The following is a 25,014-nucleotide window of genomic DNA, read 5'->3' as shown; positions in this document are numbered from 1 at the left end:
CCGGGCTTTTCTCATGTATCCGTTAATTTTCGTTCAGACTCACCTCTCGCAACTCAAATCTCTGCCCATCCCCGGAAACCCCGTACTGCAACTGGTACAAATACCTCCGGTCATTTACCACCTGCCCAAGTTCCTCCGGGTAGCGCCCGTTGAGCATCTTATAGATCTCAATTTCCTGCTGATACTTGTCCCGGGCCGATTTCAAAAGCAGTTCGTCCACTAAGTTGGTCCCGGAATCCAGCAGCAGGCTTATCTTATGTCCCCCGAAGACCGCGGCGGTTAAAAAAATCAGCACGATTCCTATGGTGGCCACCATCGTGGCGGCTGGCCCCACATATTTTAACAACGGGGACGGGGTCTTGGGCTTGGCCAAGGTCCTTGGCGGGGCGGTACTCTCGATGACCTTGCGCTCGATCATCCCCAGCTCGAACAAATGGAACAAGGCGTTAAAGGTCCGGAAGCGCCCGAAGCCGGAGAGCTGGATCATTTCCGAGATGGTTCGCTGGCCGTCAATGAACTCCATCATCTGCTTGGCCTCGGGCAGGGCGTCGTAGGGCAGCATGCCGTCGGGCTTGATCAACAGTACTATGTCCTCGGAGGGGATGGCCATCTTTATCCGGGGCCACTCGTCCTTGCGGCGCATGGCTTCCATCAGCAAAGTGGCCGGGGGAATGGTGAGTTTGGTCCGGCTCTTGGTGTAAAGATCGGCCTGGGCGTCGAATTTGTAGTGAGCGTCGCTCCAGGTGAAGATGTCGTCTATCACCTCCTGTATCTTGAAGGCGATCACACCGAACAGTTCCTCCTCGGTCATGATCTGCTCCTTGATCATCACCTCGTCGATGCCCAGGTTGGTGTCCTTCTGGATCTGGGTCAGCTTCTGAATGGTACCGGTATCAAGCTTCTTGGAGCGGAACAGGTAGTCCTGCAGCTGGTCCTGCTTGCCCTTCCGGCCGTAGACCGCGGCGGTGATGTCGCCGTTGGAGAAGGCGATGGAGGCGGTGTCGGTATGATGGTCAAGCAGCAGCACTCCGGTCTTCTGGCTGGTGGAGATGAATTGAATGACGTCGGCCAGTCCGAATTCTTTGACATTACCTTCCATGAGTACCATCCTTTACAGGCTGGGCCGGATGGGCCAGCAGATTAGAGTGTTTCAGGAAAATCACCCAGGTGAAAAGCCAGCTCAGGATCAACAGAGTTATGATCAGCCAGCCCGGCCCGGTCTGAAAGATGTAATACTGGAGGTCCCGGGGGAAAAGCAAAAGTTTAAATCCGCAAAGTATGGCATATATCCCTCCCCAGAGGAAGGCCAACAGCAGGGCCAGGACAGTCATGCTTTCAAGTAACAGCACCGAACCCGGCACCAGCAGGTTGGAAATGGCCCCGGTCCAGACCCTGCGCTTGGTCCTCTGCAACTTCAGCTTGGAGGTCATTGTTTCCTGCAACTCCGGCGAAGTGGCGGCCGAGATCACCTGGTGGCAATCGGAGCATAGCAGGTCCTGCTGGGCGGAGGTCTTCTGGCATTGGGAACAGACCGCCTTGCCGCAGACCGAACAGCGATCAGGCGCCGGGCCATTGAAAAATACTATCACCACTATCAGTCCCAAACCCAGCAGTGCCAGTCCCAGCCATCCGGGTAGCCACAGGTTCAGTCCCATCAAACCGGCTGACTCGGCCGGGCTGAAGCCGGACAAGGGATCCAAGCCCAGCCAGACTTGACCCCAGAAATATGATGCAGGTATCAGTTCATCCAGCACCAGTCCGGCATCCTGAAAACCGGCTCGGGACGATATGCCCGCCCGGTCCAAGAGCATAGCGTATTCCCGTTCCTGGTCGGCGGCCTTGAAATCAACCTGCTTGAAATAGGCTTGGGCCAGGTTGTAATGGGGCAGGGTCGCCGCCGGGTTGACCTGGATGGCCCGGCGGTAAAAATCAGCGGCACTGTCGATCTTCCCCTGGTAGAAAAGCATGTTTCCCAGATTATTCAAAACCTTGGAGTTTTGTCCACCGTTCGCCAGCATAGTCTCCAGATACTGCCGGGCCTGGCCGAAATCACCGGATCGTTTTTCCATCAGGGCCAGGCAAAACAGCGGGGTCAGGTTATCGGGGCGCTGCTGCTGGCATTTGGACAGCTGGGCCTTGAGCCTGGCGTCAGCCTCTGAATGATTGGCCCGGGCCAAGGCCTGGATGTAATCATCGTTCATAGTGACGAACAAATGCCGTCCGGCCGTAAGGCCCAGACCGGAAGCTGTTAAAAGCACCAGTACCAAAAGCAGCAGTATCTTCTCCTTACGGGAGGCGTAGACCGAGCCCGCGATCGCCATCAGGGCCGCCGGCAGGACCAGGCTTACGAACCCCAGGATAAGGCATAATGAGACCAATAGGGCGGCGGTGATCAGTCGGCGGCTGTATGGCGGCATGACATCGGGCATCAGATCGCTAAATATATGGTGCAGGTATGGCAAGTGCTTCACCGCCAGCAGCAGCAGGAATATCAGGCTGGCAGTCAAAAGGAAAATCGAGACCATGATCAGGGCTTTGGCGGAAAAACCCAATTCAAACTGGAAATACTTTCTGGCCGAATTGAAATAGTTCCAGGAATCCTTCAAGGCCTGGCTGAATCCGGTCCGCTCCTGCTGGATCAAAAAATAATTGTAAATAAGACCGGGATATGTGGGATCGGCCTTGAGGGCCAGCTGGTAATAGCGGTAATCCAGGTTCCGGTTACGCTCCCGCAAAGCCTGGCGAGAAAGGTTTTTAAGATAACCAGCCTGGAGGGGCAGACTGATATCCAAAGAGGCAGCCTTGGTCAGGGCCGAATCAGCCAGATCCAAAGACTGATCAACGGAATCCCCAGATAAACCGGTTCGGCTTTTCTGCCACAACAAGGGCCAGTCCAGCAGACGGTAAAAGGATTGGCTGTCGGCCAAAACCTTTGCGGGCACAGCCGTTTGGATAGGCGCCGCTTCCCCGGGGTCATCCTCCCTATTCTGGGAAAAGCAGGGAACTGCGGACAGGATCAAGACGGCCAGGAACAACAGGATTCTTTTTTTCATCATAAATGGATTTGGATTGTGAGTTTTATAAACATATGTAAAATGATAGGTTAAAGCACGCCATAAGTCAAGCAAAAAATCCAAAATATTTCCCGGACCTTGTGAAAATGCTTTTTTGGTGTTATACTGACTTGAGGGGCGCCATCAAAGGCCGTTGGGGCCGTCCCGGACAGAAAACTTTCAAGGCAGACAACCAGCAAAGGATGGGCATGAACAAGATCGAGATCCCGATCAGCGGGATGCACTGCGCTTCCTGCGTCAACAACGTGGAGCAGTATCTCAAGCGGCTGAAGGGGGTGCAGTCGGCCGCGGTGAACCTGGCCACGGAAAAGGCCCTGGTCGAATACGACCCCGGACTGATCACGGTCCCGGAGATCGTGCAGGCCGTCAATGATTCCGGTTACCAGGTGCCGCTGCAGAAGCTCGAGCTGCCGGTGGCCGGGATGCATTGCGCCAGCTGTGTGCTGAACGTAGAGAAGGCGCTTTTGGCCAGCCCCGGTGTGGTCTCGGCCACGGTGAACCTGGCCACGGAGCGGGCCGGCATTTCCTTCCTGTCCGGAGCCACCGACCCGGAGCGGATAAAAGGAGCGATAGTCAACGCTGGGTACGAGGTCCCCGAGCCTCAGTCCGCCGCGGAAGGTTCCATGCCGGTTCAGGTCCGGTCGCTGGAAGGGCAGCGGGATAAATATTACTCGTCGCTCAGAAAAAGGTTTTTATTCGCCTTGACATTTTCCGTTCCTTTGTTCCTAGGCGGGATGCATATGGTCCTGCCCTTCCTGCCCGGTTGGCTGCACAATCCCTGGCTGATGCTGGCCCTGGCCGCCCCGGTCCAGTTCTTCTCGGGCTGGCTGTTTTACAAGGGGCTGTGGGCTTCCATTAAAAGGCGCAATGCGGACATGGACACCCTGGTGGCGGTGGGCACTTCGGCCGCCTTCGGTTACAGCCTGCTGGCCACGGTGCTCCCGGGTTTCTTTGCCCAGGCCGGGCTGCAGCAAGCCTATTATTACGACTCTTCGGCGGTGATCATCACTTTGATCCTGCTGGGCCGGATGTTGGAGGCCGGGGCCCGGGGCAGGACTTCCCAAGCCATCAAACGCCTGATAGGACTGCAGGCCAAAACAGCCCGGGTGATAAAAGACGGGCGGGAAATAGAACTGCCCATCGAGCAGGTAAAGACCGGGGACGTAATCTCTGTCCGGCCGGGCGAGCGGGTGGCTGCCGACGGCGTGATCCTGGAGGGCTTTTCGTCCCTGGACGAATCCATGATCACCGGGGAAAGCATTCCGGTTGACAAGGCGGCCGGGGACCAGGTGACCGGAGGCACCATCAACAAGACAGGGGCCTTCCGGTTCCAGGCGCAAAAAGTGGGGCGGGAGACCGTGCTGGCCCAGATCATCAAGCTGGTGGAGGAGGCCCAGGGCAGCAAGGCTCCCATCCAGCGGCTGGCCGACAAGATAGCTTCGGTCTTCGTTCCCATCGTCATGGCCGCGGCCGCCCTGACCTTCATCCTGTGGCTGGTCTTCGGGCCGTCCTTCAAACTGGCCCTGATCAACGCGGTGGCGGTCTTAGTCATAGCCTGTCCCTGCGCCCTGGGCCTGGCCACTCCCACCGCCATCATGGTGGGTACCGGGCGGGGGGCGGAACTGGGCATCCTGATCCGGCGGGGGGAGATCCTGGAAAAGGCCGGGAGCCTGGACACCATCGTCTTCGACAAGACCGGGACCCTGACCACCGGAAGGATCACCGTCACCAACGTGGCGGTGTCGCCGGATCTGGACGAGGAGCAGCTGCTGGCCCTGGCCGCTTCGGCCGAAAGTTCCTCCGAACACCCCATCGGCCAGGCGGTGGCCGATTATGCCCGGATGAAGAAAATTGACATGCTTAAGACTTCCGGCTTCAAGGCCCTGCCCGGAGCGGGGCTGAGCTGTCAGGTGAACGGCAGAGCGGTGGTGATAGGCAACAGGCTTCTGATGGATCAGACCGGGGTGGATTTTCCCACCTTGGAAAAGCTGGCCGCCCGGCTGCAGCAGGAGGGCAAGACCGTCATCTATATGGCCGTGGATGGAGCCCCGGCCGGGATCATCGCTGTGGCCGATACCCTGAGGGAGAACGCCCCCCAGGCCGTTTCCAGCCTGCGGGCCCTGGGGCTGAAGGCCGCCATGATCACCGGCGACCACCAGGAAGTGGCCTCGGCCATCGCCGGGCAGCTGGGGGTGGACAAAACCATCTCCGAGGTCCTGCCCCGGGACAAGGCGGAGGAGATCAGGAAACTGCAGGCCGGGAGCTCGGTGGTGGCCATGGTGGGCGACGGCATCAACGACGCCCCGGCCTTGGCCCAGGCCGATATCGGTATCGCCATGGGCAGGGGGACCGACGTGGCCATAGAATCGGCCGATGTGATCCTGATGGGGGACGACCTGAACCTTATACTCAAGACCATCCGGCTGTCACGGTCCACCCTGAAGGTCATCAAGCAAAACCTCTTCTGGGCCTTCTTCTACAATGTCGTCGGAATACCGGTGGCGGCCGGACTGCTCTATCCCTTCTTCGGCATATTGCTCAACCCGATGTTCGCCGCTCTGGCCATGGCCTTCTCCTCGGTCAGCGTGGTCAGCAACAGCTTAAGGCTGAAGCGCTGGAAGTAACGGCTAAAAATATGGAAACACATCTTCATCCGCAGATTTCACAGATTTACGCAGATATTATGAGTGAATCAAAATCTAAAAACAAGAACCCGGCCTTTAACGGCCGGGTTCTTGTTTTAGGTGCCGGGCCTGCGCCCGCCAAAGGGCTATGGCCCGCAGGCGGGGGATACCGGCCACGCTTTTTATTCTTTTGACTTTTGCCGGAGCCCTTTGCCCGGGCTGCTCGATCCAGACAACCTGCATTCCAATGTTCAAAGCCCCCTGGACATCGTTTTTCAGGTCGTCACCCACATGCAGGGCCCGGCTGGGATGGCAGTTCAGGGCTTTTAAGGCCAGCCGGAAGATCTTAGCGTCCGGTTTGCGGACCATTGTCTCGTCCGAGAACAGGGCCACGTCAAAATATTTCAGCAGACGGTATCTGGTCAACAGTTGTCTCAAAACAAAACCAGGGGTGCGGCCGGTGTTGCAGATCAGTCCAAGCTTATATCCGTCCTTGCACAATCCCTGCAAGACCTGATCGGCGCCTTTTATCATCCGGGGAGGATACAACAGGACCGCCTGTGAATAGGCTTTCTCAATCCCCCTCAATGTCCCGGGCTTCAGGCTTTCGGCCAAACCGGGCCGGGCCAGATCCAAAAACATTCTTAACTGGCCGTGAAAGGAAACATCGCGGGCTTTTTCCCATTTTATCCGGCAACTTTCCCAAACCGCCTGATGGGCCAGGTCCAGTTCTTTACGGGACACGTCAAAGCCAGCCCGGCGCAGGATGTGGTGCGCCCGTTCCACCCGGGAAACCGCGCGCTTTTTGTCCAAAGCCTTGGAGTCGGCTATCAGGGTCTCCCAAAGATCAAAGGTTATCGCTTGGTGCATAAGGTCACTTAAGGAAAGACACGATTAACATGATTTCAATCCCAAATCGTAACAGAGTTACTACGTATTAACGTTAAACACGGTTGTTTTGCGCGTTTTGTGCCTGGTTCGATTAACTCACCACATGTTTTATGGTTAACCTTCTATAATCTCAGGCGGAAAGCTCGCCCAGTTTGGCGGACAGGGCTGCCTGTTGTTTTTCGCTCAGGGGCAGGTCGTGGCAGGTAAGCGAGAACAGCAGCAGGGTTATCCGGGAAAGGTCGCTGCGGCAGACCGATAACACCTGGTAGCCGCCGGCCAGCGCCATCACCCTGACCAGCAGGTCCGAGCCAGAAGGCAGGGCCACCGCCAGGGCGGTATACTGGTCCTGGTCCGAGGTCATTTGAAGATTCTGCAGGCGGTAGCTTAGGCCTTTTAGGCCGGGTTCCGGTTTTTGGATCTGCTGCCAGAGCTTGAGCTGGGAGAATACTGCGCTGTCAGGGATCTCCGGGTTCAGCAGGCATTTATCGCCTAGGTTGTAGAACAGGGATTTTATCTCCTGGGCCGGTATGTTCTCCCTTTGGGCCAGTTCCACTACCGCCGCCAGCCGCATCTGGCGCAGGGCCCGGCTGGTGCGGTCAAATATCCTGAGCCGGGGGCCGAAGCCGGGAATGTTCCGGACCGCCTGTTCGATCCTGGTGTAGACCTCCTCCTCGTTGAACAAGCCTCCGGCGGGGAACAGGGTCTTGCGGTCTATCCAGATGTCGATGATGGATATCTCCTGGATCACCTCCGCTCCGTTCTGGCTGTGGCTTAAGTGGCTGGGCTTGTCTGGCATGGCCGCCGAAAGGCCGGGCACGGCGGAGAGGGCGGCCACCAGGTTCAATCCCTGTCCGGCATCGGCGCCCGAGGCCACCGCGATCAGCTTGAAGTTGTCCGGGGCATGGGGGTGGATGTAGCCCTGGGGGATCTTAAGCTCCCGTTCCTCGTCCAGCATGGGGGGGACGATCTTGCGCCGGATCAGCTCCACTCCGGGCGTGGGGCCCAAAGCTTCCCTGGAAGAGGGCGGCGATTTGATCCTGGCCTCCAGGCTTTTGGCGGATTGGGAACTCAGGGGCTTGTCATCAGGGCCGGTGATCTCCAGATGATAGACCGACAGTTTGTCGGTGGTAAAATAGGCGTAGTCGTCGTAGCGGCGGTACCCCGGCAGTTCCTGGTCGATCAGCCGCAGCAGCAGTTCGTAGGTCAGCCAGTTCTCTTTGGTGATGATGGTCAGGGTGGTAAGATCCTTGTAGCCGAAGGGGATCGGCCCGATGTCGACCTCGGTGGTGGAAAGCCCCTGGCGGATCCGGCTCTTTAACCGGAAATTGACCAGCACCTGGCGGGCGATAGCCTCCAGCGGCCTCTGGTTGATGTAGGACTCCTGGCGGGCCACGAAGAATTTTATGGCCTCGCCGTTGTCGCCCATGATCTCCTTAAGGTCCTGCTCGTTGACCTGCTTCTTCAGGGCGTCGGTGACGGCGGTGAAGGCGTAGAGCCGCCGCGATTCCTGGCGCTGCAGGGTCTTCTTGGCCTCGTCGTCGGCCGCGATCCGGGCCAGCCGCTCCTGGACCTTGCCCCGGGCCCGGTCCAAAGCCTGCTTGGTCAGGTTGGGGCTGACCTCCACCTCCATCAGGATCACCCCCAGTTTCTGGCGCTCCCGGCGCAGGATGAAGCCGTGGGTGTAGGCTATATTCAGTCCCGCCTCGTGCACCGTCCCCAGGCAGGCGTCGGCCAGGCCGGCCCAGTCCGGGGCCAGCACCCCGAACAGCAGGGAGGGCAGGGCTTCGGGCTTGTCCTCGTTCTGGACCTTTTCGGTGATGACGTGGGCGGTGCCGGGAGACTGTTCTTCATCGCTCAACAGCCGGACCAGCAGGGCCCGCTCCTGGGCGGTCAGCCTTTCGGCGTAGGCGGTGCCCAGGCGGATCTGTCGGTTGTACTCCGCGATCTGGCGGGGCTTAAGCCCGGAGTCCAAAAGATAGGGGGATAGTAAGGAAAGCTTCATAACTTCTAATCATACCAATTTATAGGGCAAAGTCAAGAGAAAAAGAAAGGTCTAAGCGGTTACGGCGGGACTGAGGGCGGGACCGGAAACCCGCCAGCGCCTTTTTGCTTTTTACCGGTTGACAGACATATTTTAAGATGTTATCATACAAGGTTAAAGGAAATACCCAACAAACATTGGGGAGGGAACATGAAAAAGATCACTTCATTCCTGGCCGTTCTGCTGGCTTCGACCATCCTGCCTGCGGGCGTAGGCTTGGCGCCAGCCGCCGAGGTTGCCATCGATGGCAGCCGTTTTGAGGCTTCATCCCGCAATACCAAAGCCGCCGGACAGTCCGCCCGGTTGTCCGGATCCTTTACCTATGGTGCCGCCGAGTATTCAGTGCCGCTGCCATCAACCGCCGACCGGGTGAAGATGGATCTGTCGTTCGACAATCAGAGCGGCAAGTGGCTGAAGATGTACGTCTACAACTACGGCACGGTCTACGACGACCCAAGCTACCGCAACCCTAAACTGGCCCCCAACTGGCGGCTGTGGCAGGCCACCAACGGCACCGGCAGCTGGACCAGCAAAAACCCCGAATATCTTTACACCACCTCCTCCGACGGCAGGCTGGATTATTTGGGCCCGGACAACAAGCTGAGGGTCCTGTTCTACGCCGATGGCGGCGTGCCGTATCTGGGCGACGGCCGTTTTTTGATCAGGCAGATCAAGATCAGCTATTCCTCCAGCGAGGCCGTGGCCGCCCAGATCATCACCTCGGCCGACGCCTGGATCGAGGGAGATTATCTGCTGGTCCGGGGCAGGGGCAAGGGCAAGACAAAAATAGATGTTCCTGGATTTGAAAGCATGACCAAGTCCCAGGCCCTGAGAGCGGCCCGGGTGACGGCTTACAAGAACCTGGGGATAGCCCTGGGCAGGATATCGCCTAAAGGAGGGACGGCAAACATACCGGGGGCCAAGGTCAGGTCCACCAGGATCTTTGAGGATTACAGCGCGGAGATAATACTGGAAGTGCCGCTGGCCAGTCTGCAAACGAAGTGACTTTTGCCCACTAAAGGACAGAAATTACCGGACCCTTACTTAAAATATTGCAATCAGAATCTGTTTTTTTTACTTCATGGATCTGCTTAACAATCTCAATCCTCCCCAGCGCGAGGCCGTCACCTACCTGGACGGCCCGGTGCTCATTTTAGCCGGGGCCGGCTCGGGCAAGACCCGGGTGCTTACCCACCGTCTGGCCTACATCACCGGCACCGGAGCCTGCGCCCCCTGGAACATCCTGGCGGTGCCCTTCACCAACAAGGCGGCGGCCGAGATGAAACAGCGGGTGGCTGCCCTGCTGAAGCGTCCGGCCGAGGGCCTGTGGATCGGCACCTTCCATTCGGTCTGCGGGCGGATACTGCGCCGGGAGGGATTCCGGCTGGGCTACGGCCGGGACTTCACCATTTACGACGAGTCCGACAAGCTGTCGCTGATCAAAAGGATCATGGCCGATCTGGCCATTCCCGAGCGCCGGGTCTCTCCCCGGGCCGTTATCTCCCGCATCTCCGGGGCCAAGGACCAGATGATAGGGCCCGATGAATACCAGAAAACGGCCTACGACTTTTTCGAAAAGGAGGTGGCCCGGGTTTACCCCGCCTATCAGCAGGCTTTGCTAAGGAACCAGGCCATGGACTTCGACGACCTGCTGGTAAATGCGGTGCGGCTGTTCCAGGAGAACCCCGGCACCCTGGAGTCATATACCGAAAAATTCAAGCACATTCTGGTGGATGAATATCAGGACACCAACCATACCCAGTACCTGCTGGTCAAGCTTCTTTCGGTCAAGAACCGGCGGCTGTGCGTGGTGGGCGACGACGACCAGTCCATCTACGGCTTTAGGGGGGCCGACATCCGCAATATCCTGGAGTTCGAGAAGGATTTCCCCGAGGCCAAGGTGATAAGGCTGGAACAGAATTACCGTTCCACCAAGACCATCCTGGAATGCGCCAACCAGGTGGTCAAGAACAATCTGGGCCGCAAGGGCAAGAACCTGTGGACCGAGAACCCGTCGGGAGACAAAGCCGCTCTATGGCAGGCCTGGGACGAGCGGGACGAGGCCGACAAGATCTGCCTGAGCATCAAATCGAACATGCCACAGGCCTCGCTCAAGGACATGGTGGTGCTGTACCGCACCAACGCCCAGAGCCGGGCCCTGGAAGACGCCTGCCGCCGCTATTCCCTGCCCTACCTGATAGTGGGCGGGGTGAAATTCTACGAGCGCAAGGAGGTCAAGGACCTGCTGGCCTACCTTAAGGTGGCGGCCAACCCCGCCGACAGCGTCAATTTAAAGCGGATAGTCAACGAGCCGCCCCGGGGCATCGGCGACACCAGCCTGATGCGGATTGAGGCCTGGGCCGCCGAAAGCAAGACCTCCCTTTACCGGGCCTTGGAACAGGCAGACCAGGTGCCGGGCCTGGGGCCTTCGGTCAAGGCCGCCGTCAAAGCTTTTCACGGGTTCATGGAAGAGATGAAAGCTCTGGCCACTGCCAAGACCGCCGAGGAGGTCATAAAGGAACTGGTGGAAAGAACCTCGTATCTTAAGCACCTGCAGGGGCAGTACCCCGACTCGGAGGAGGCCGACAGTCGGGCCGAGAACGTGGGCGAGCTTGAGGCCGCGGCCAACGATTTTTGCGAGCGGTCGGAAGACAAGTCTTTAGCCGCCTTTTTGGCCGAAGTGTCGCTGGTGGCCGACATCGACCGCTGGGACCCGCAGTCCCAGGCGGTCACCCTGATGACCATGCACAACGCCAAGGGGCTGGAGTTCGACCACGTCTACATTGCCGGGCTGGAGGACGGCCTGCTGCCGCACTCGGCCTCGGTGGAGTCCCGCCAGGAGCTGGAGGAGGAGCGGCGCCTCTTTTACGTGGCCATCACCCGGGCCAAAAAGAGCCTGCATCTTTGCCTGGCTTCCTCCCGGCGCCGCTTCGGCGGGCTGATGCCGGCGGTGCCCTCGCGCTTTTTGGCCGAGTTGCCCCGGGATCTTTTAGAGATCCAGGGCCGGGCCGGCAAGACCGAGATCACCCGGGCCCCGGCCGAGGACATGGACCAGGAACTGCCGGAGACCGGGACCATCAAGGGCCAGGCCGTCCGGCATTCGGTCTGGGGCCGGGGCAAGGTGGTGGAGGTGGAGGGCGAGGGCGAGGAGATGAAGCTGTCCATAGTCTTTTCCGGGGGCTTGAGGAAAAAAGTATTGGCCAGCTACGTAACCAGGGAATGAATGGTCAAACGAAAGATGGCAAAAGGACTTTACAGCAGAGGCCGGATGCTTTGGGAAAGCCTGCCCGGCAGACGGTACTACCCCTTTCAATTAAGGGCCGCCAAATCCGAGGTGCTTCACGGCGTGGGAAGGTGGGAGGAGCTGGTATTGATGACGGAGCAGGATCTTTCGGAGGCCCGGGCCTCCGGCCTGCCTTACCACCGCGGCAGATGCCTGTTGAAGCTGGGGATCCTTGATGCCCAACGCGGCAGTTTTGAACAAGCCCGGGCCAGGGCCGAAGAGGCCCTGAGCCTGTTGAATAAAGGAAATGACCGGGATATGGTGCTGTATTGCCGTTCCACCCTGGTCAAGATCGACATGAAACTGGAGAACTTTGAACAGGCGGAACGCTCCGGACGGGAGCTTCTTGACCTGGCCCGCCGGGAGGGGAACGTCCGGAACGAAAGCGAGATGCTGAACAACCTGGGGCTGTTATCCCTGGAGACCGGGAGGTGGGAGGAGGCCCTGGGCTATCTGGAACGCAAGATAGAACTGTCGCTGAAGCTGGGCGACGAAAGGGGCCGGGCCAGCGCGCTGGGAAACATCGGCAACTTCTACACGGCCAGGGGCGACCACCAGAAGGCGGCCGCCTGCGACCGGGAGGCGATAGAGATCAGCCGGAGGATCGGGGACGTTTATTCCGAGTATTACGCGGTCTACAACCTGGCCAGATCCTGCGAGCGGATGGGACTGAAAGAGGAAGCGGCCATGCACTACCGGCGGGACCTGGAGATGGCCCGGCAGCTGGGAGACGGGCCGGGGGAAAGGGATATCCTGGAAGATATTAAGCGTCTTACAACGGCTGAGGTTGTGGAGAAAACGGTACAAGCGAAGCAAAATGAATAAATGGTCGCATAAACATCAGAAATTGTGGATAACCAAGCAAGGCGGCGGCAGTCATTATCCCTGGTTGGTAATAAAAAGAAAGGCCGACATACTGGAGACACTGGGCCAATGGGATAACGCCGAAAACTTGTACTGCCGCAACCTGGAAATGTCCGAACGCTTCGGAGACAGGATCCATCTGGCCTTAAGCCAGAACGATCTGGGGTGGATGCTGACCAATAAGGGCCGGCCGGATCAGGCCAGGACCATGCTGGAGGAAGCCTATAAAACTTTCAAAGAAGCGGAGCACTCTTATGGGTTGGCCCGTTGCTGCAATTTCTTGGGCACCTTGCACTACCGCCAGGGCCAGTATCAAAAGGCAATAGAGTACTACAATACTGACCTGGAGCTTTCGGTAACCAGCAACGATCAGGAAGCCGTCTGTGCCTTATATGGGAATCTGGGGATTGTATATTATGAACTGGGCGAACTGGATAAGGCGCTTGACCACTACCGGAAGCAGATCGAACTGTCAAAAAAGGTGGGGAATACCGCCAACATCTGCAATGGCATGGGGAACATGGCCAGTATTTACATGGATCAGGGCGATTATCAGAAGGCATTAGAGTGTTCCAACATTCAGCTGACCATGGCCACACAGATGGGGGAACTGAACAGCATTGCAGTAGCCAGCAATAACATCGGAGATTGCTGCCTCAAACAGGGGCATTTTTTGGAAGCCAAAGAATACTTTGAGAAACAACTGATCATCTCCAAAAAGCTGGGGGATAAATTTTTAGAGAGCGTGGCCTACGGCGATTTGGGGCAAGTCTTTCAGGCCTTGGGACGGAACAAGGAGGCTCTGGAGAATTATTCCCTGGCCATTGACATCCAAAGCAAATTGGAGATCAAATATTACCTTTGCTATTATCTCATTTTTAGGGCCGGTTTATACCATGAATTGAAGCAACCTGACCAAGCCCTGGCGGATACCACCGCCGGCAAGGCCATAGCCATTGAGATCGGGCGGGAAGAAATGATATTCAAGGCCAGGCTGCTGGAGGCCCTGCTTACGGCGGAGGAAAACCAATCCGAAGCCGAGGCCGCCTTGACCGGACTGTTGGCAGAAAACCAGGATGGCAAAAGGCGGTTTGAGATTCTCCACCATCTTCACCGGATCACGGCCAAGCCGGCATACAAAGAACAGGCCCGGGAGTTGATCAAGGCCTCAGATACTGCAACCTGGCCGCACAGCCTGCGCCGGCTGGCGGGAGAATTGGAATGATCTCTGCCAACGAAAACTTTTTAGAATTATGGGCATTCCCCGGAGCCATTTTAACTTGACAATATTTGTTTTTACGGGTATATTAATTTAATGGTTCATCAGCCCTCATACATAGAATTATTCCAGGACGGACGGCTGGAAGCAAGATGCCGGGAGGCCGAAAAGCTCCTGTCTTCCTGCTGCCTGTGCCCCCGGCAGTGCGGGGTGGACCGGGCCCGGAACCAGAAGGGCTTTTGCCGCAGCGGCCGTCTTCCCATAGTTTCCAGCTATAACGCCCATATGGGCGAAGAGCCTCCCATTTCGGGCAGCAGGGGTTCGGGCACTATCTTCTTTGCCAACTGTAACATGGCCTGTGTCTACTGTCAGAACTGGCCGATCAGCCAGCTGGGCCAGGGCCAGGAAGTGTCCTTGAAGCGCCTGGCCGGGATGATGCTGGAATTGCAGGAGAGGGGCTGCCACAACATCAACTTAGTCACCCCCTCGCACATGACAGCCCAGATCCTATTGGCGCTGCGGCTGGCGGCGGAGCAGGGTTTTAACCTACCGCTGGTCTACAACTCCAGCGGGTACGATTCCCAAACATCCCTGAAACTTTTGGACGGCGTGGTGGACATTTACCTGCCCGACATCCGTTACTGCGATCCCGAGGCTTCCGAAAAATACTCCCAGGCTCCGGACTACCCGGAAGTCTGCCGCGCTGCTCTCAAGGAAATGTGGCGCCAGGCCGGAGAACTTGAAACCGATCACGCTGGTATTGCCCAGCGGGGGATGATCGTCAGACACCTGGTACTTCCCAACCGTCTTTCCCAGACCAGGGAAGCCCTGGCTTTTTTGGCCGGTGAAATATCTCCGGCGGTGCACCTTTCCCTGATGGCCCAGTATTTTCCCGCTCATCAAACCAAAGCCATGCCGGAGCTGGACCGCCGTCTGATGCCTGAAGAATACCGCCAGGCCCTGGAATGGCTGGAGGAGCTGGGGCTGGAGAACGGCTGGCATCAGGAGCTGGACGAGAGCGGGGGCGGTCCGCCCGACCGGATAGTGAGGGCGCCATGACCAAAAAATGCTGGGAGGAGGTACTGTGCACCCGGGAGGACTGCCCGGTCAAGCAGAACCAGGAGGACTATTGCTGGCTTTCCCAAGCCCGGGTTTGCATTGACGGGCAGAACCGGGACATCCGGGAGCGCCTGCACCAGTGCTGCCGGGACTGCCCTCATTTTCAGAAGACTTTGGAGCGTAGCACCGGACGGCGGCTGACCGACCAGGTGATGGCCGAGACGGTCCTGAAACTGCTGGAGGAGATGGGCGGGGTCCATGCCGAACTGACGGCCAGCAACCGGCAGCTGGGCCAGAAGATGCGGGAACTGGCTATTCTGAACGAAGCGACCAAGGCCCTTCAGACCACGCTGGATCTGGACCAGGTGCTGCACATCATTTTGACCGGGGTCACGGCTGCCCAGGCCCTGAGCCTTAACCGGGCCTTTCTGCTGCTGGTGGACGGCGACCGGAGATCGTTGACCGGGAAGATGGCTGTGGGGCCGGGCGGGGCCGAGGAGGCTTTTAACATTTGGAACGAGCTGCAAAAGTCGCCCCGCTCATTCCGGGAAATGGCCCTGACCCCTTATAGCCAGGTAAAGGGAAATCTTCAGGTCAATCAACTGGTAAAAAAACTGTCGGCGCCCTTAAGTGACCGCAACAACATCCTGATCCAGGTGCTGGGATCAAAGAAGCCACTGCTGGTGACCGACGCTGCCTCTTTTCCCGGCGCCCAGGAACTGGTCGGCCTGCTGAAGGTCAACTCCTTCATCGCAGCCCCGCTGGTGGCCGAGCAGGAAGCCTTGGGGATCATCCTGGCTGACAACGCCGTCACTAAAATGCCGATCCATTCCGACGACGTCACTTTGCTGGAGATCTTCGCCGGGCAAGTCTCGGCCTTCATCCGGAATGCCGGGCTGTACCAGAATTTGAAGGATAAGGTCAAAGAACTGCAGCACAGCCAGGAAAAACTATTGAAGGCGGAGCGGATGGCGGCGGTGGGGGAGATGGCGGCGGTGCTGGCCCACGAGATCCGTACTCCCATGGTCTCCATCGGGGGATTCGTCAATTCCATGATACGGGAAACGCCTGACGACCCGCGGTTCGGCCAGCAGCTGAAGATCATCAGTTCCGAGATCGACCGGCTGGAGGGGGTGCTGACCGACACGCTGGAACTTTCGCGGTTCAAGGAGCCGGAGCTGGTCAGCGAGAACATCAACGATGTGGTCAAACGGTGCATCGGGGTGTTGAAGGCGGAGTTTGACCGGCAGAACATAGATGTGGTGGTATCTCTGGAAGAAGGGCTGGAGCCGGTCTGGATAGACCGCCATCAGTTTCCCCAGGTGCTAATGAACATTCTCAAGAACGCCCTGCATGCCATGCCTCTGGGCGGGCAGTTGTCGGCCAGAACATTTCTGGATATCCAAAAAGAGATGGTCATATCGATATCAGATACCGGTTCGGGCATACCGCATCAGGCGCTGGAGCATGTCTTTGAGCCCAAATTCACTACTAAGCGCGGGGGGCTGGGCATAGGGCTGGCGGTCAGCAAGAAGATAGTGGAAAGCCACCGGGGCAGCATCTCGGTAAGCTCAGCCGAGGGCCGGGGGACATCGTTTGTGATCCGCCTGCCATCGGGCCAACAAACGGCAGAATAAATCCAAAACCAAACGGAAGGATCAGCATATGGGTAAATTGCTGGTAGTGGACGACGACCAGAACCTCCGGCTGCTGTATCAAAAAGAGTTGGAGGCCATGGGTCACCAGATCACCACAGCCGCTTCGGCGGAAGAGGCCCGGCAGTGTTTTGAAAAGGAAAAGCCGGAGCTGGTGGTGCTGGATTTGAAGCTGACCGCCGAGGAAGGCGGCCTGGAAGCCCTTCGCTGGATGCGGGATTTTGACCCCAGGATCCCCATCGTCATCAACACCGCCTATCCGGCCTACAAGGCGGATTTCTCCTCCTGGCTGGCCGATGCCTACATAGTCAAGTCCGGCAACCTGGATGAACTTAAGCAGACCGTGACAAAATTATTAAACAAAAACTAACATCAAAAAGGAACTTAAGGTGAAGAAGATTCTAACGGTTGGTTTAATGCTTTTGGTCGTGTTTATGATCAGTTCCTCAGGTTACTGCCAGGATACGCCGGCACAAAAAACTGCCCCGGACATGCAGTCTGTGGTTGAAAAGGCTAAAGCTACATCTAAGTGGGAGTATTCGGTTAATTTTGCCGGTAAAAAAGTGTCGGGGTATACGGAATATCATATCGTATATCCCACAATTTATTACGTTTATCCGGGCGAAGGCCACAGCATATTGGCTTTTCCTGCTGATGGCTACCATGTTGAAATAGCAGGGCAACTGACCGCCAGATTGACGAACAAAGATAAAATGATATTTGAGGTGGCTTTCGGCAAGACGATTACAAAGCCAGAAGAAGCTATGGTTGATTCAGATTATATATATGTTTCCTATTTTGCTCCCCCAATATGGGTTTACAGTGCAACCAAATCAGAAGTGAAATATTCTGATTATGACCTAAGATTATCCGCAGGTTATCCCTTTTGGTTAAATAAACAACTGAAAATGACAGTTCTATTGGGATTCCAAACAATCCATAAGAATTATGATGTTATGGGTTTGTCCGGGTGGTGGGAATGGCCATATGATTATAATCATATGTATGATCCCTTGGATAATAGTGTCAAGGTCGGCACCTACAAGGTGGATTACCACCAATTGATGACGGGATTGATATTTGAAACCATTCCCAAAAATGGCCTGTCACTTTATCTGAAAACATGTTATTTGCCGTATGTGAAGGCCACGGACTTTGATGATCATATCTTCAGGAATAAAAATATGTCTACTGATGCATCTGGCAATGGATACCAGGTGGAAGGAAGGATAAAAATTCAGGCTCATAGATTCACCTCGGGAGCAGAACTTAATTGGGGCGGCGGCTACAGCATGCTCCGGATCAAAGCTACCGGCAGTCAGATCCAACGGTGGTATGGAGACGATCCTGCATCTGAAGATTTTGATGACACCGGGAGTGTTTCGCCGCCCATAGATAATACTTTAAAACTCCGTCAAAACAACATCATAGCATTCATAGAATATAAACTTTAAGGTCAACCAACCATGAACATGTTCAAAACTATCATCCTGATGTCAGGGCTAACCGTTCTGCTGGTATTACTGGGCGGATATTATGGCGGCCAACAGGGCGCGATCATGGCCCTGCTTTTTGCCGGGGGCCTGAACTTTGTGGCCTACTGGTTCTCGGACAAGATCGCATTAATGAGTTACAAGGCCCAGCCGGTGACCGAAGCCGAGGCCCCTGACCTGTATAACATGGTGCGGACCCTGGCCACCCGGGCCTCCCTGCCCATGCCCAAGGTCTACATCATTCCCTCGGCCTCGCCCAACGCTTTTGCCACCGGGCGCGATCCCCAGCACGCGGCGGTGGCGGTGACCCAGGGCATCATGCAGCTTTTGAACCGCCAGGAGCTGGAAGGAGTGATCGCCCATGAGCTGGCCCATGTCCAGCACCGGGATATCCTGATAGCCACGGTGGTGGCCACCATCGCCGGGGCCATCACCATGATAGCCCGAATGGCGGGCTACGCCGCCATGTTCGGGGGCTACGGCGGCGACCGGGACCGCGACCGGGGCGGCGGGGGGCTGGGAATGATCCTGATGATGATCCTGGCGCCCATAGCCGCGCTGCTGATCAAGATGTGGATATCCCGCACCCGGGAATACTCGGCCGACTCCGGGGGTGCCCAGATCGCAGGCTCCCCCCAGGGGCTGGCCAGCGCATTGGAAAAACTGCAGGCCGGGGTGCAGATCGCGCCGATGAACGCCAATCCCGTTTCATCCCACCTGTTTATCGTCAATCCGCTTTCGGGCAAAAGCCTGATGAGCCTGTTCTCTACCCACCCTCCGATCGAGGAGAGGGTGGCAAAACTGAGGGCCTTGGGCAGGGGGTAGACTTGGGGCAAAAGTGGGTGTATAATAACGGCAGAAACAAATATTCAATAATAATGCTATAAGGAAAACCATGAGAATCAGAAATCTGTTCATCTCCGCCTTGGTCCTGCTGGCGATGGGAGCCGGGACCGTATTGGCAGTTCCAGTGGAACTCTATCTTGTGAAATTTATACCGGGCACCGATGTTTACCGGCTGGCCGGTTCCCAAAAATGGCCGGTGTACCACATTTCCGGGCAACAAGCCCTGATGGGCCTACCATTGTCCGGATCCGGACACCAAGAGGTACAGGGGTCATCCCTGGCCTATCGGGGTCTCTCGGAAGATCTGCGCTGGGTGCATCTTAAAAGAAACAACCAACCGCCGGTCATCAAAGCGGTTTATTCGGGAAAAGATATGCTGCTGGCGGAAACCGGGAGCCTGACCGCGGCCGGCATCAAAAGCGGGAGCAGTTATGTGGTCCGGCCTTTCAGGGTTCAACCGATAATCATACCTACGTCCGCTGTGGTCAGAAATAACAGCCTGACCCTGGATACTGCGGTGGCGGCCCTGGCAGGTCTGATAGACACAGCCCACGTGCGGGCCACTATCGATACCTTTCAGGCCTTCAACACCAGGTCGATCATGGCTTCCAACCATGATTCCGTGGCCAAATGGATCCAGACAAAATTCCTTGGAATGGGCATCGCCGATGTCAAAATCGATTCCTTCACCGATGCCGGTTTGAATGCCGATATGGACTCAGTGATCTGGATGAAAAACGTGGTGGCCACCATTCCGGGCACCAAAGATACTAGCACGGTCTATGTCATCGGCGGGCATTATGACTCTTCGGTCTGGCCATACAATCCCTGGGCTCCGGGCGCAGATGACAATGCGTCGGGCACCACCGCAGCCATGGAGGCCGCCGAGGTGCTGGCTGCCAATCCTCCGGCAACCACAATCAAATTCGTGGCATTCGACGGCGAGGAATGGGGCCTTTATGGTTGCGAATATTTTGCAGAGCAGGCCCTGTCCCAGGGCATGAACATTGCGACCATGCTTAATTTTGACATGATAGGGAACCTGGGCAACCAAAGCCTTTTCAATTGCTATTCTTACGATGGTTCCGAAATCTATGCCGGGTTATCCGGCCAGTGCGCCCAGTGGTACGGACGGACCGCAGACACTAACCTGGTCCCGTTTTACGTGAATGACAATTCCAGCGGCAGCGATAGTTGGTCTTTTTTCGCCAGGGGGTATCCCGTGGCATACAGTGAAGAATATCTTTTTAGCCCCAATTGGCATCTTATTTCAGATAGTACCACATACATGAATATGAGGTATTGCACCAGCATTATCAGGGCTGGGATGGGCCTGCTTGGGACCCTGGCCAATTATCCCCAGAAGGTCAGGGGATTGGCAGTTAAGGATGTTGGGAACGGAACCCAGCTATATGTCAATTGGCAGCCAAACCAGGCCAGCAATGTGACCGGTTATAAGCTCTATTGGGGGAAAGCCTCGGGCAGTTATATTGATTCAATGCCGGTTGCCGGCACCTCAGACACCATCGGCGGCTTGAACTCCGACAGCCTGTATTATATCGGGGTCATAGCGATGGATGATGAAAACCGGGAGAGCCCCTTGATAAGCGAGATCACCGGCACTCCCAAGTCATTGCCCCTGGCTCCTAGTGGGCTGGCGGCAGTTCCGGTGGACTCCGGTATCAGGCTGAACTGGAAAAGTAACCTGGAGCTGGATATGGAGGGTTACAACGTATACCGCAGGATAGACAACGGCACATTTGACAGCCTGACCCACACGGCGGACACCTTTCTCCTGGAAAAGCCGCTTTCCGGAGCCAGCCGGTATTATTACAAGATCCAGGCCCAGGATGCCGGAGGCAATACAAGCCTCTTGTCAGACTCGGTCTACAGCCGTCCCATCACCAGGGACCAGGGGATCCTGCTGGTGGACGAGACCAATAATTGGATAAGCGGAAGCTTTCCCCGGGATGCCCAGCAGGACAGCTTCTACAACTATATCCTTAATGGTTACAAGTACGAACCCTACGAGTACGGGATATCGCTGCAAAAGCCTATCCTGGCTGACTTAGGACCGTATTCCACGGTGGCCTGGTTCTCTGATGATTACGTTACATTACTGGCCTCCGGGGCGGTGAATGATATGAAGAGCTACCTGGATGCTGGCGGTAAACTCTGGCTGGCCGGGTGGAAGCCCTGCAGCGACGTTCAAAACAGCACCACCTATCCGTTCACCTTCGTTCCCGGAAGTATATTGTATGATTACTTCGGACTGGCCAATGCCGAGCTTTCGGCTGCAACCGATTCTTTTATAGTCGCCAGGGGATCGAGGGGGTATCCGGACATTGCCATCGATACCCTGAAGTATCCCCTGACCATCTGGGGCAGGGTCTTAAGGTATGTCGAGGCTTTGACCCCGGCCGGGGCTGGAGATACAATCTATACGGTGGATCTGAAGAACGACTCCAGTCCGTTCGAGGGCCGGGCCTGCGCGGTGCGGGACTCGGGCAAGACGGTGTTCTTCGGGTTCCCGCTGTACTTCATGGACCGGGAACAGGTAAAAGCAGCGGCCCAGCAGGTGATGCTTGAGTTCGGGGAGGAGCCGCTGGGGGTGGCGGGCAAGCCGGAGAACTTGGAGCGGATAACTGATTTCAGATTGTTCCAGAACTCGCCCAACCCGTTCAAGAACCAGACGAGCATTAGTTACCAACTGCCGAAGAGCGGAATGGTAAAACTGAACATCTATAACATAGCGGGCCAGCTGGTAAAGACATTGGTAAGCGGGGAGCAGGCGGCTGGGAGCTATGCGGTGAAATGGGACAGGTTAGATAGCAAGAATAGACAGGTCAGCGCTGGAGTGTACATATATCATTTAAGTACAGATGGCAAGACCCAAAGCCGGAAGATGATAGTTTTAAAGTAAACAGAAACCATGTTAAGAGGCCGCCTGGCAAAGGCGGCCTCTTTTTATTTAAATTATTGTTGACAAAGAGTATATCCGGGGAGTATAGTTAAAATAATAGATAATATTCCAACAACAGAAAGGTATAACCATGAAAAGGCCGTACGTTTTGGCAACATTATTGGCGCTATTACTTTTGGCTACCGAGGCACTTTGTTCTACTGTGTTGATCTCGGTGGAACTGCCGACCATTGAGAGCAAGAAAGCCTGGCATCAGCTAAAAATACCGACCTATGAGCTTATAGGCAATACGGCCATAACGGAAATAGAGGAAAGCCAGGTTGGATCATTAAAACAAAAAGGTTATCTTATAGAGATAATTGACAGGCAGCCGGAAACATCAAAGTGCATGGTAATATCGAAGAACGAAAAAGCTCAGGGGCCAAAAGAAAAACCAATCTGGCAGAACGGCCAAGCGGCAATAATAAAGCCGCTATCCAAAGGCCATGATTTAGATCTTGAATATAAGCATATCACCCGGCCGATGAATATCAAGCCATTGGGAGACCGGTTCTGGAAGAGTGTTACTACCAAGTATGTCACGTTAAAGAGCGTACCCTATGACCCTTTCATCCAGAGCTTAGTGGACCAGGTAAATGCAGATTCAATAACCTCATACATCCAAAGACTTCAGGATTTTAGGACCAGGTTCTCCTTGACTGACAGTTCAACTGCCGCTTCGCAATGGCTGGTTGACAAACTGACTGGTTGGGGGTACGTGGCCGAGTATGACAGTTTTTATTTAGAAATATGGCATCATTACATAGATACGTCATATTTTATTGATAGCGGTTATACAAGAAATGTCATCGCCTCAAAGATAGGGTTAATGGATCCAAACAGCATCAGCATCATTTCTGGGCATTACGATTCATATAGTGAATATGATGAATTAATATCTCAGGTAACTTCACCCGGTGCGGATGATAACGCCTCCGGTACGGCTGGGGCAATGGAAGTATCAAGGGTTTTATCCGGCACAAATTTGAGGAAAACCATTATGTTTTGCGGTTGGGCGGCCGAAGAACAGGGCATTCTGGGGAGTAAACACTACGCAACGTATGCAGATAGTGCGTGTATGAATGTCGCAAATATGTTTAATATGGATATGGTAGGCTTTAAGTCAGATACAATCATAGATGGCAAATTATCTTCCCCAAAAGGATGGTTAAGAGATCTGGCCTTGCAGGTTATACCTTCATATGTTTCAGATTACCAATATTTGTGCGAAAGTTTTACCGGTTGTGATGATTGGAGTTTTGCGGAATTAGGGTTTCCAACCCTGGCTTTTGAAGAACCAGCTTTAAATCCTAATATTCACCGCTTAACCGATTCGTTAAAAACTTTATCTGCGGATATTTATACAAAAAACACCAAGGCTGCTGTGGCCTTAATGGCGATCATATCGCAGTACCCAAATCCTGTCGAACCATTCGTCGCTGATATAGGCAACGGAAGCAGTTTGCAATTGATTTGGGAACCAAGTCAAGAAAGCGACATTGAAGGTTATTATGTTTATTGGGGTAAGACCAGCGGGATTTATTCAGACAGTTCCTACATTCTCGGAAAGGATGCTTCATTAGATACGATAAATGGGCTGATTTCGGATACAACCTATTATATTATAATGCGAGCTGTGGCATCAGATGGTACATGTAGTTACGCTGCAGTTGAAAAATCAGGCACACCCAAAGCTTTTCCCTTAGCACCATCTGGTCTGACCCCCGTCCCGGTGGATTCTGGTGTTTCGCTGGATTGGAGCAAAAATCTGGAGCTGGATCTGGCGGGTTATGATGTCTACCGCAGGGTTGACGGCTCTTTGTTCGAAAGCCTGGCCAGCACCACCGACACTTTTTTACTGGACAAACCGCTGTCCGGTGCCAGCCGGTACTTTTACAAAGTGCAGGCCAAAGATTCAGACGGCAACAAAAGCCCGCTATCGGATTCGGTCTACTGCCGTCCGATCACCCTGGATCAGGGGATCATTATGGTGGACGAGACCAACAACTGGACGACGGGAAGCTTTCCAAGAGACGCCCAGCAGGACAGTTTATACAACTACATAATGACGGGCTATGATTACGAACCTTACGAGTACGGTCTTTCCTCTCAAAGGCCTATACTGGGGGACTTTGGACCATACTCAACTGTGGTTTGGTTTGCCGATGATTATGCCGGATTGCTGGCCCCGGGGGCAGTGGCTGATATGAAGGCCTACCTGGCTGCCGGCGGTAAGCTTTGGTTTGCCGGTTGGAAACCATCAAGCAATATCCATAACACTACTACCTATCCCGCAAATTATTCCGCGGGGGACATAGCCTATGATCATTTTAAAATCTCCCAGGCCGAATTATCCGGAACGACAGATTCTTTCAGGATGGCTGCGGGGTTACGAGGATATCCGGATATCATGGTTGATACTTTGAAATATCCCTCCACCATCTGGGGCAAGACGTTCCGGAGCATCGAGGCCCTGACCCCGCTGACCGGGGCAGATACCATCTACGTGATGGACATGAAGAACAATGGCAGTACGTTTGAAGGCAAAGCCTGTGCGGTGCGGGACTCGGGCAAGACGGTGTTCTTTGGTTTCCCGCTGTATTTCATGGACAAGGAGCAAGCAAAACTGGCGGCCCAGAAGGTGATGGCAGAGTTCGGGGAGGTGCCGCTGGGGGTGGTTGGCAAGCCGGATAACAGAGAAAGGATAACTGATTTCAGATTGTTCCAGAACTCGCCCAACCCGTTCAAGAACCAGACGGCAATAAGCTATCAGCTTCCCCAAACGGGCCGGGTCAAACTGAACATCTATAACATCGCGGGCCAGTTGGTGAAGACATTGGTCAATGGTGAACAGCAGGCTGGGAGCTATACGGTCAAATGGAACAGGTTAGACAGCAAGAATAGACAGGTCAGCGCCGGGGTTTACATATATCATTTAAGCACAGATGGCAAGACCCAAAGCCGGAAGATGATAGTACTGAAGTAAATACTATAAAATAGATC

The 25,014-nt window shown here is 55.4% G+C and carries 16 protein-coding genes; 12 read left to right on the top strand and 4 right to left on the bottom strand.

Annotation, left to right across the window (positions count from 1 at the left end):
- Positions 1–22: 22 nt before the first annotated feature.
- Together HZA73_11045 and HZA73_11040 are read right to left on the bottom strand one after the other, a co-directional pair.
- Positions 23–1,099, bottom strand: a complete 1,077-nt coding sequence (locus tag HZA73_11045) for a DUF4388 domain-containing protein (protein ID MBI5806558.1) — start codon at positions 1,097–1,099, stop codon at positions 23–25.
- On the bottom strand, positions 1,089–3,053 hold the full coding sequence (locus HZA73_11040; GenBank protein MBI5806557.1) for a tetratricopeptide repeat protein: 1,965 nt from the start codon (positions 3,051–3,053) through the stop codon (positions 1,089–1,091). The genes HZA73_11045 and HZA73_11040 overlap by 11 nt, the downstream gene beginning before the upstream one ends.
- Before the next feature lie 209 nt (positions 3,054–3,262).
- On the opposite strand from HZA73_11040, the gene HZA73_11035 reads away from it, so the two are divergent.
- Complete coding sequence (locus HZA73_11035) at positions 3,263–5,698, top strand: copper-translocating P-type ATPase (protein ID MBI5806556.1); 2,436 nt, start codon at positions 3,263–3,265, stop codon at positions 5,696–5,698.
- A 96-nt stretch (positions 5,699–5,794) separates the two neighbouring features.
- On the opposite strand, the gene HZA73_11030 is transcribed toward HZA73_11035, so the two are convergent.
- The gene (locus HZA73_11030) at positions 5,795–6,568 is read right to left on the bottom strand and encodes an HAD family hydrolase (GenBank protein MBI5806555.1); all 774 of its coding nucleotides are present in this window, start codon (positions 6,566–6,568) and stop codon (positions 5,795–5,797) included.
- A gap of 151 nt (positions 6,569–6,719) precedes the next feature.
- Positions 6,720–8,591 (bottom strand): hypothetical protein, encoded by a 1,872-nt coding sequence (locus HZA73_11025; GenBank protein MBI5806554.1) that lies wholly within the window; start codon positions 8,589–8,591, stop codon positions 6,720–6,722.
- A 189-nt stretch (positions 8,592–8,780) separates the two neighbouring features.
- On the opposite strand from HZA73_11025, the gene HZA73_11020 reads away from it, so the two are divergent.
- From HZA73_11020 to HZA73_10970, 11 genes are all read left to right on the top strand, one after another.
- Positions 8,781–9,635 (top strand): hypothetical protein, encoded by an 855-nt coding sequence (locus tag HZA73_11020; protein ID MBI5806553.1) that lies wholly within the window; start codon positions 8,781–8,783, stop codon positions 9,633–9,635.
- Positions 9,636–9,711: 76 nt separating this feature from the next.
- Positions 9,712–11,853 (top strand): UvrD-helicase domain-containing protein, encoded by a 2,142-nt coding sequence (locus tag HZA73_11015; GenBank protein ID MBI5806552.1) that lies wholly within the window; start codon positions 9,712–9,714, stop codon positions 11,851–11,853.
- Positions 11,854–12,738 (top strand): tetratricopeptide repeat protein, encoded by an 885-nt coding sequence (locus HZA73_11010; protein MBI5806551.1) that lies wholly within the window; start codon positions 11,854–11,856, stop codon positions 12,736–12,738.
- Positions 12,731–14,002 (top strand): tetratricopeptide repeat protein, encoded by a 1,272-nt coding sequence (locus HZA73_11005; GenBank protein ID MBI5806550.1) that lies wholly within the window; start codon positions 12,731–12,733, stop codon positions 14,000–14,002. Before HZA73_11010 ends, HZA73_11005 begins: the two co-directional genes overlap by 8 nt.
- Before the next feature lie 90 nt (positions 14,003–14,092).
- A complete protein-coding gene (locus HZA73_11000; protein MBI5806549.1) occupies positions 14,093–15,055 on the top strand; it encodes a radical SAM protein in 963 nt (320 codons plus the stop codon).
- Complete coding sequence (locus tag HZA73_10995) at positions 15,052–16,692, top strand: GAF domain-containing protein (protein ID MBI5806548.1); 1,641 nt, start codon at positions 15,052–15,054, stop codon at positions 16,690–16,692. The genes HZA73_11000 and HZA73_10995 overlap by 4 nt, the downstream gene beginning before the upstream one ends.
- A 28-nt stretch (positions 16,693–16,720) precedes the next feature.
- Positions 16,721–17,080 (top strand): response regulator, encoded by a 360-nt coding sequence (locus HZA73_10990; GenBank protein MBI5806547.1) that lies wholly within the window; start codon positions 16,721–16,723, stop codon positions 17,078–17,080.
- Between the two features lie 19 nt (positions 17,081–17,099).
- Complete coding sequence (locus HZA73_10985) at positions 17,100–18,164, top strand: omptin family outer membrane protease (protein ID MBI5806546.1); 1,065 nt, start codon at positions 17,100–17,102, stop codon at positions 18,162–18,164.
- 12 nt (positions 18,165–18,176) lie between these two features.
- On the top strand, positions 18,177–19,028 hold the full coding sequence (htpX, locus tag HZA73_10980) for a zinc metalloprotease HtpX (GenBank protein MBI5806545.1): 852 nt from the start codon (positions 18,177–18,179) through the stop codon (positions 19,026–19,028).
- 70 nt (positions 19,029–19,098) lie between these two features.
- Entirely contained in the window at positions 19,099–21,972 is a 2,874-nt protein-coding gene (locus tag HZA73_10975; GenBank protein MBI5806544.1) for a M28 family peptidase, read from the top strand.
- Positions 21,973–22,120: 148 nt separating this feature from the next.
- Positions 22,121–24,997, top strand: a complete 2,877-nt coding sequence (locus HZA73_10970) for a M28 family peptidase (protein MBI5806543.1) — start codon at positions 22,121–22,123, stop codon at positions 24,995–24,997.
- Positions 24,998–25,014 lie beyond the last annotated feature (17 nt).

The organism is candidate division TA06 bacterium, assembly GCA_016235665.1.
GTDB lineage: Bacteria > Edwardsbacteria > AC1 > AC1 > EtOH8 > UBA5202.
This window is presented reverse-complemented; position numbering and strand designations above follow the sequence as displayed.

Bases quoted from the DNA above. Each gene is read 5' to 3' on its own strand.
- HZA73_11045 (MBI5806558.1), bottom strand. From the start codon at position 1,099: ATGGAAGGTAATGTCAAAGAATTCGGACTGGCCGACGTCATTCAATTC.
- HZA73_11040 (MBI5806557.1), bottom strand. From the start codon at position 3,053: ATGAAAAAAAGAATCCTGTTGTTCCTGGCCGTCTTGATCCTGTCCGCA.
- HZA73_11035 (MBI5806556.1), top strand. From the start codon at position 3,263: ATGAACAAGATCGAGATCCCGATCAGCGGGATGCACTGCGCTTCCTGC.
- HZA73_11030 (MBI5806555.1), bottom strand. From the start codon at position 6,568: ATGCACCAAGCGATAACCTTTGATCTTTGGGAGACCCTGATAGCCGAC.
- HZA73_11025 (MBI5806554.1), bottom strand. From the start codon at position 8,591: ATGAAGCTTTCCTTACTATCCCCCTATCTTTTGGACTCCGGGCTTAAG.
- HZA73_11020 (MBI5806553.1), top strand. From the start codon at position 8,781: ATGAAAAAGATCACTTCATTCCTGGCCGTTCTGCTGGCTTCGACCATC.
- HZA73_11015 (MBI5806552.1), top strand. From the start codon at position 9,712: ATGGATCTGCTTAACAATCTCAATCCTCCCCAGCGCGAGGCCGTCACC.
- HZA73_11010 (MBI5806551.1), top strand. From the start codon at position 11,854: ATGGTCAAACGAAAGATGGCAAAAGGACTTTACAGCAGAGGCCGGATG.
- HZA73_11005 (MBI5806550.1), top strand. From the start codon at position 12,731: ATGAATAAATGGTCGCATAAACATCAGAAATTGTGGATAACCAAGCAA.
- HZA73_11000 (MBI5806549.1), top strand. From the start codon at position 14,093: ATGGTTCATCAGCCCTCATACATAGAATTATTCCAGGACGGACGGCTG.
- HZA73_10995 (MBI5806548.1), top strand. From the start codon at position 15,052: ATGACCAAAAAATGCTGGGAGGAGGTACTGTGCACCCGGGAGGACTGC.
- HZA73_10990 (MBI5806547.1), top strand. From the start codon at position 16,721: ATGGGTAAATTGCTGGTAGTGGACGACGACCAGAACCTCCGGCTGCTG.
- htpX (MBI5806545.1), top strand. From the start codon at position 18,177: ATGAACATGTTCAAAACTATCATCCTGATGTCAGGGCTAACCGTTCTG.
- HZA73_10975 (MBI5806544.1), top strand. From the start codon at position 19,099: ATGAGAATCAGAAATCTGTTCATCTCCGCCTTGGTCCTGCTGGCGATG.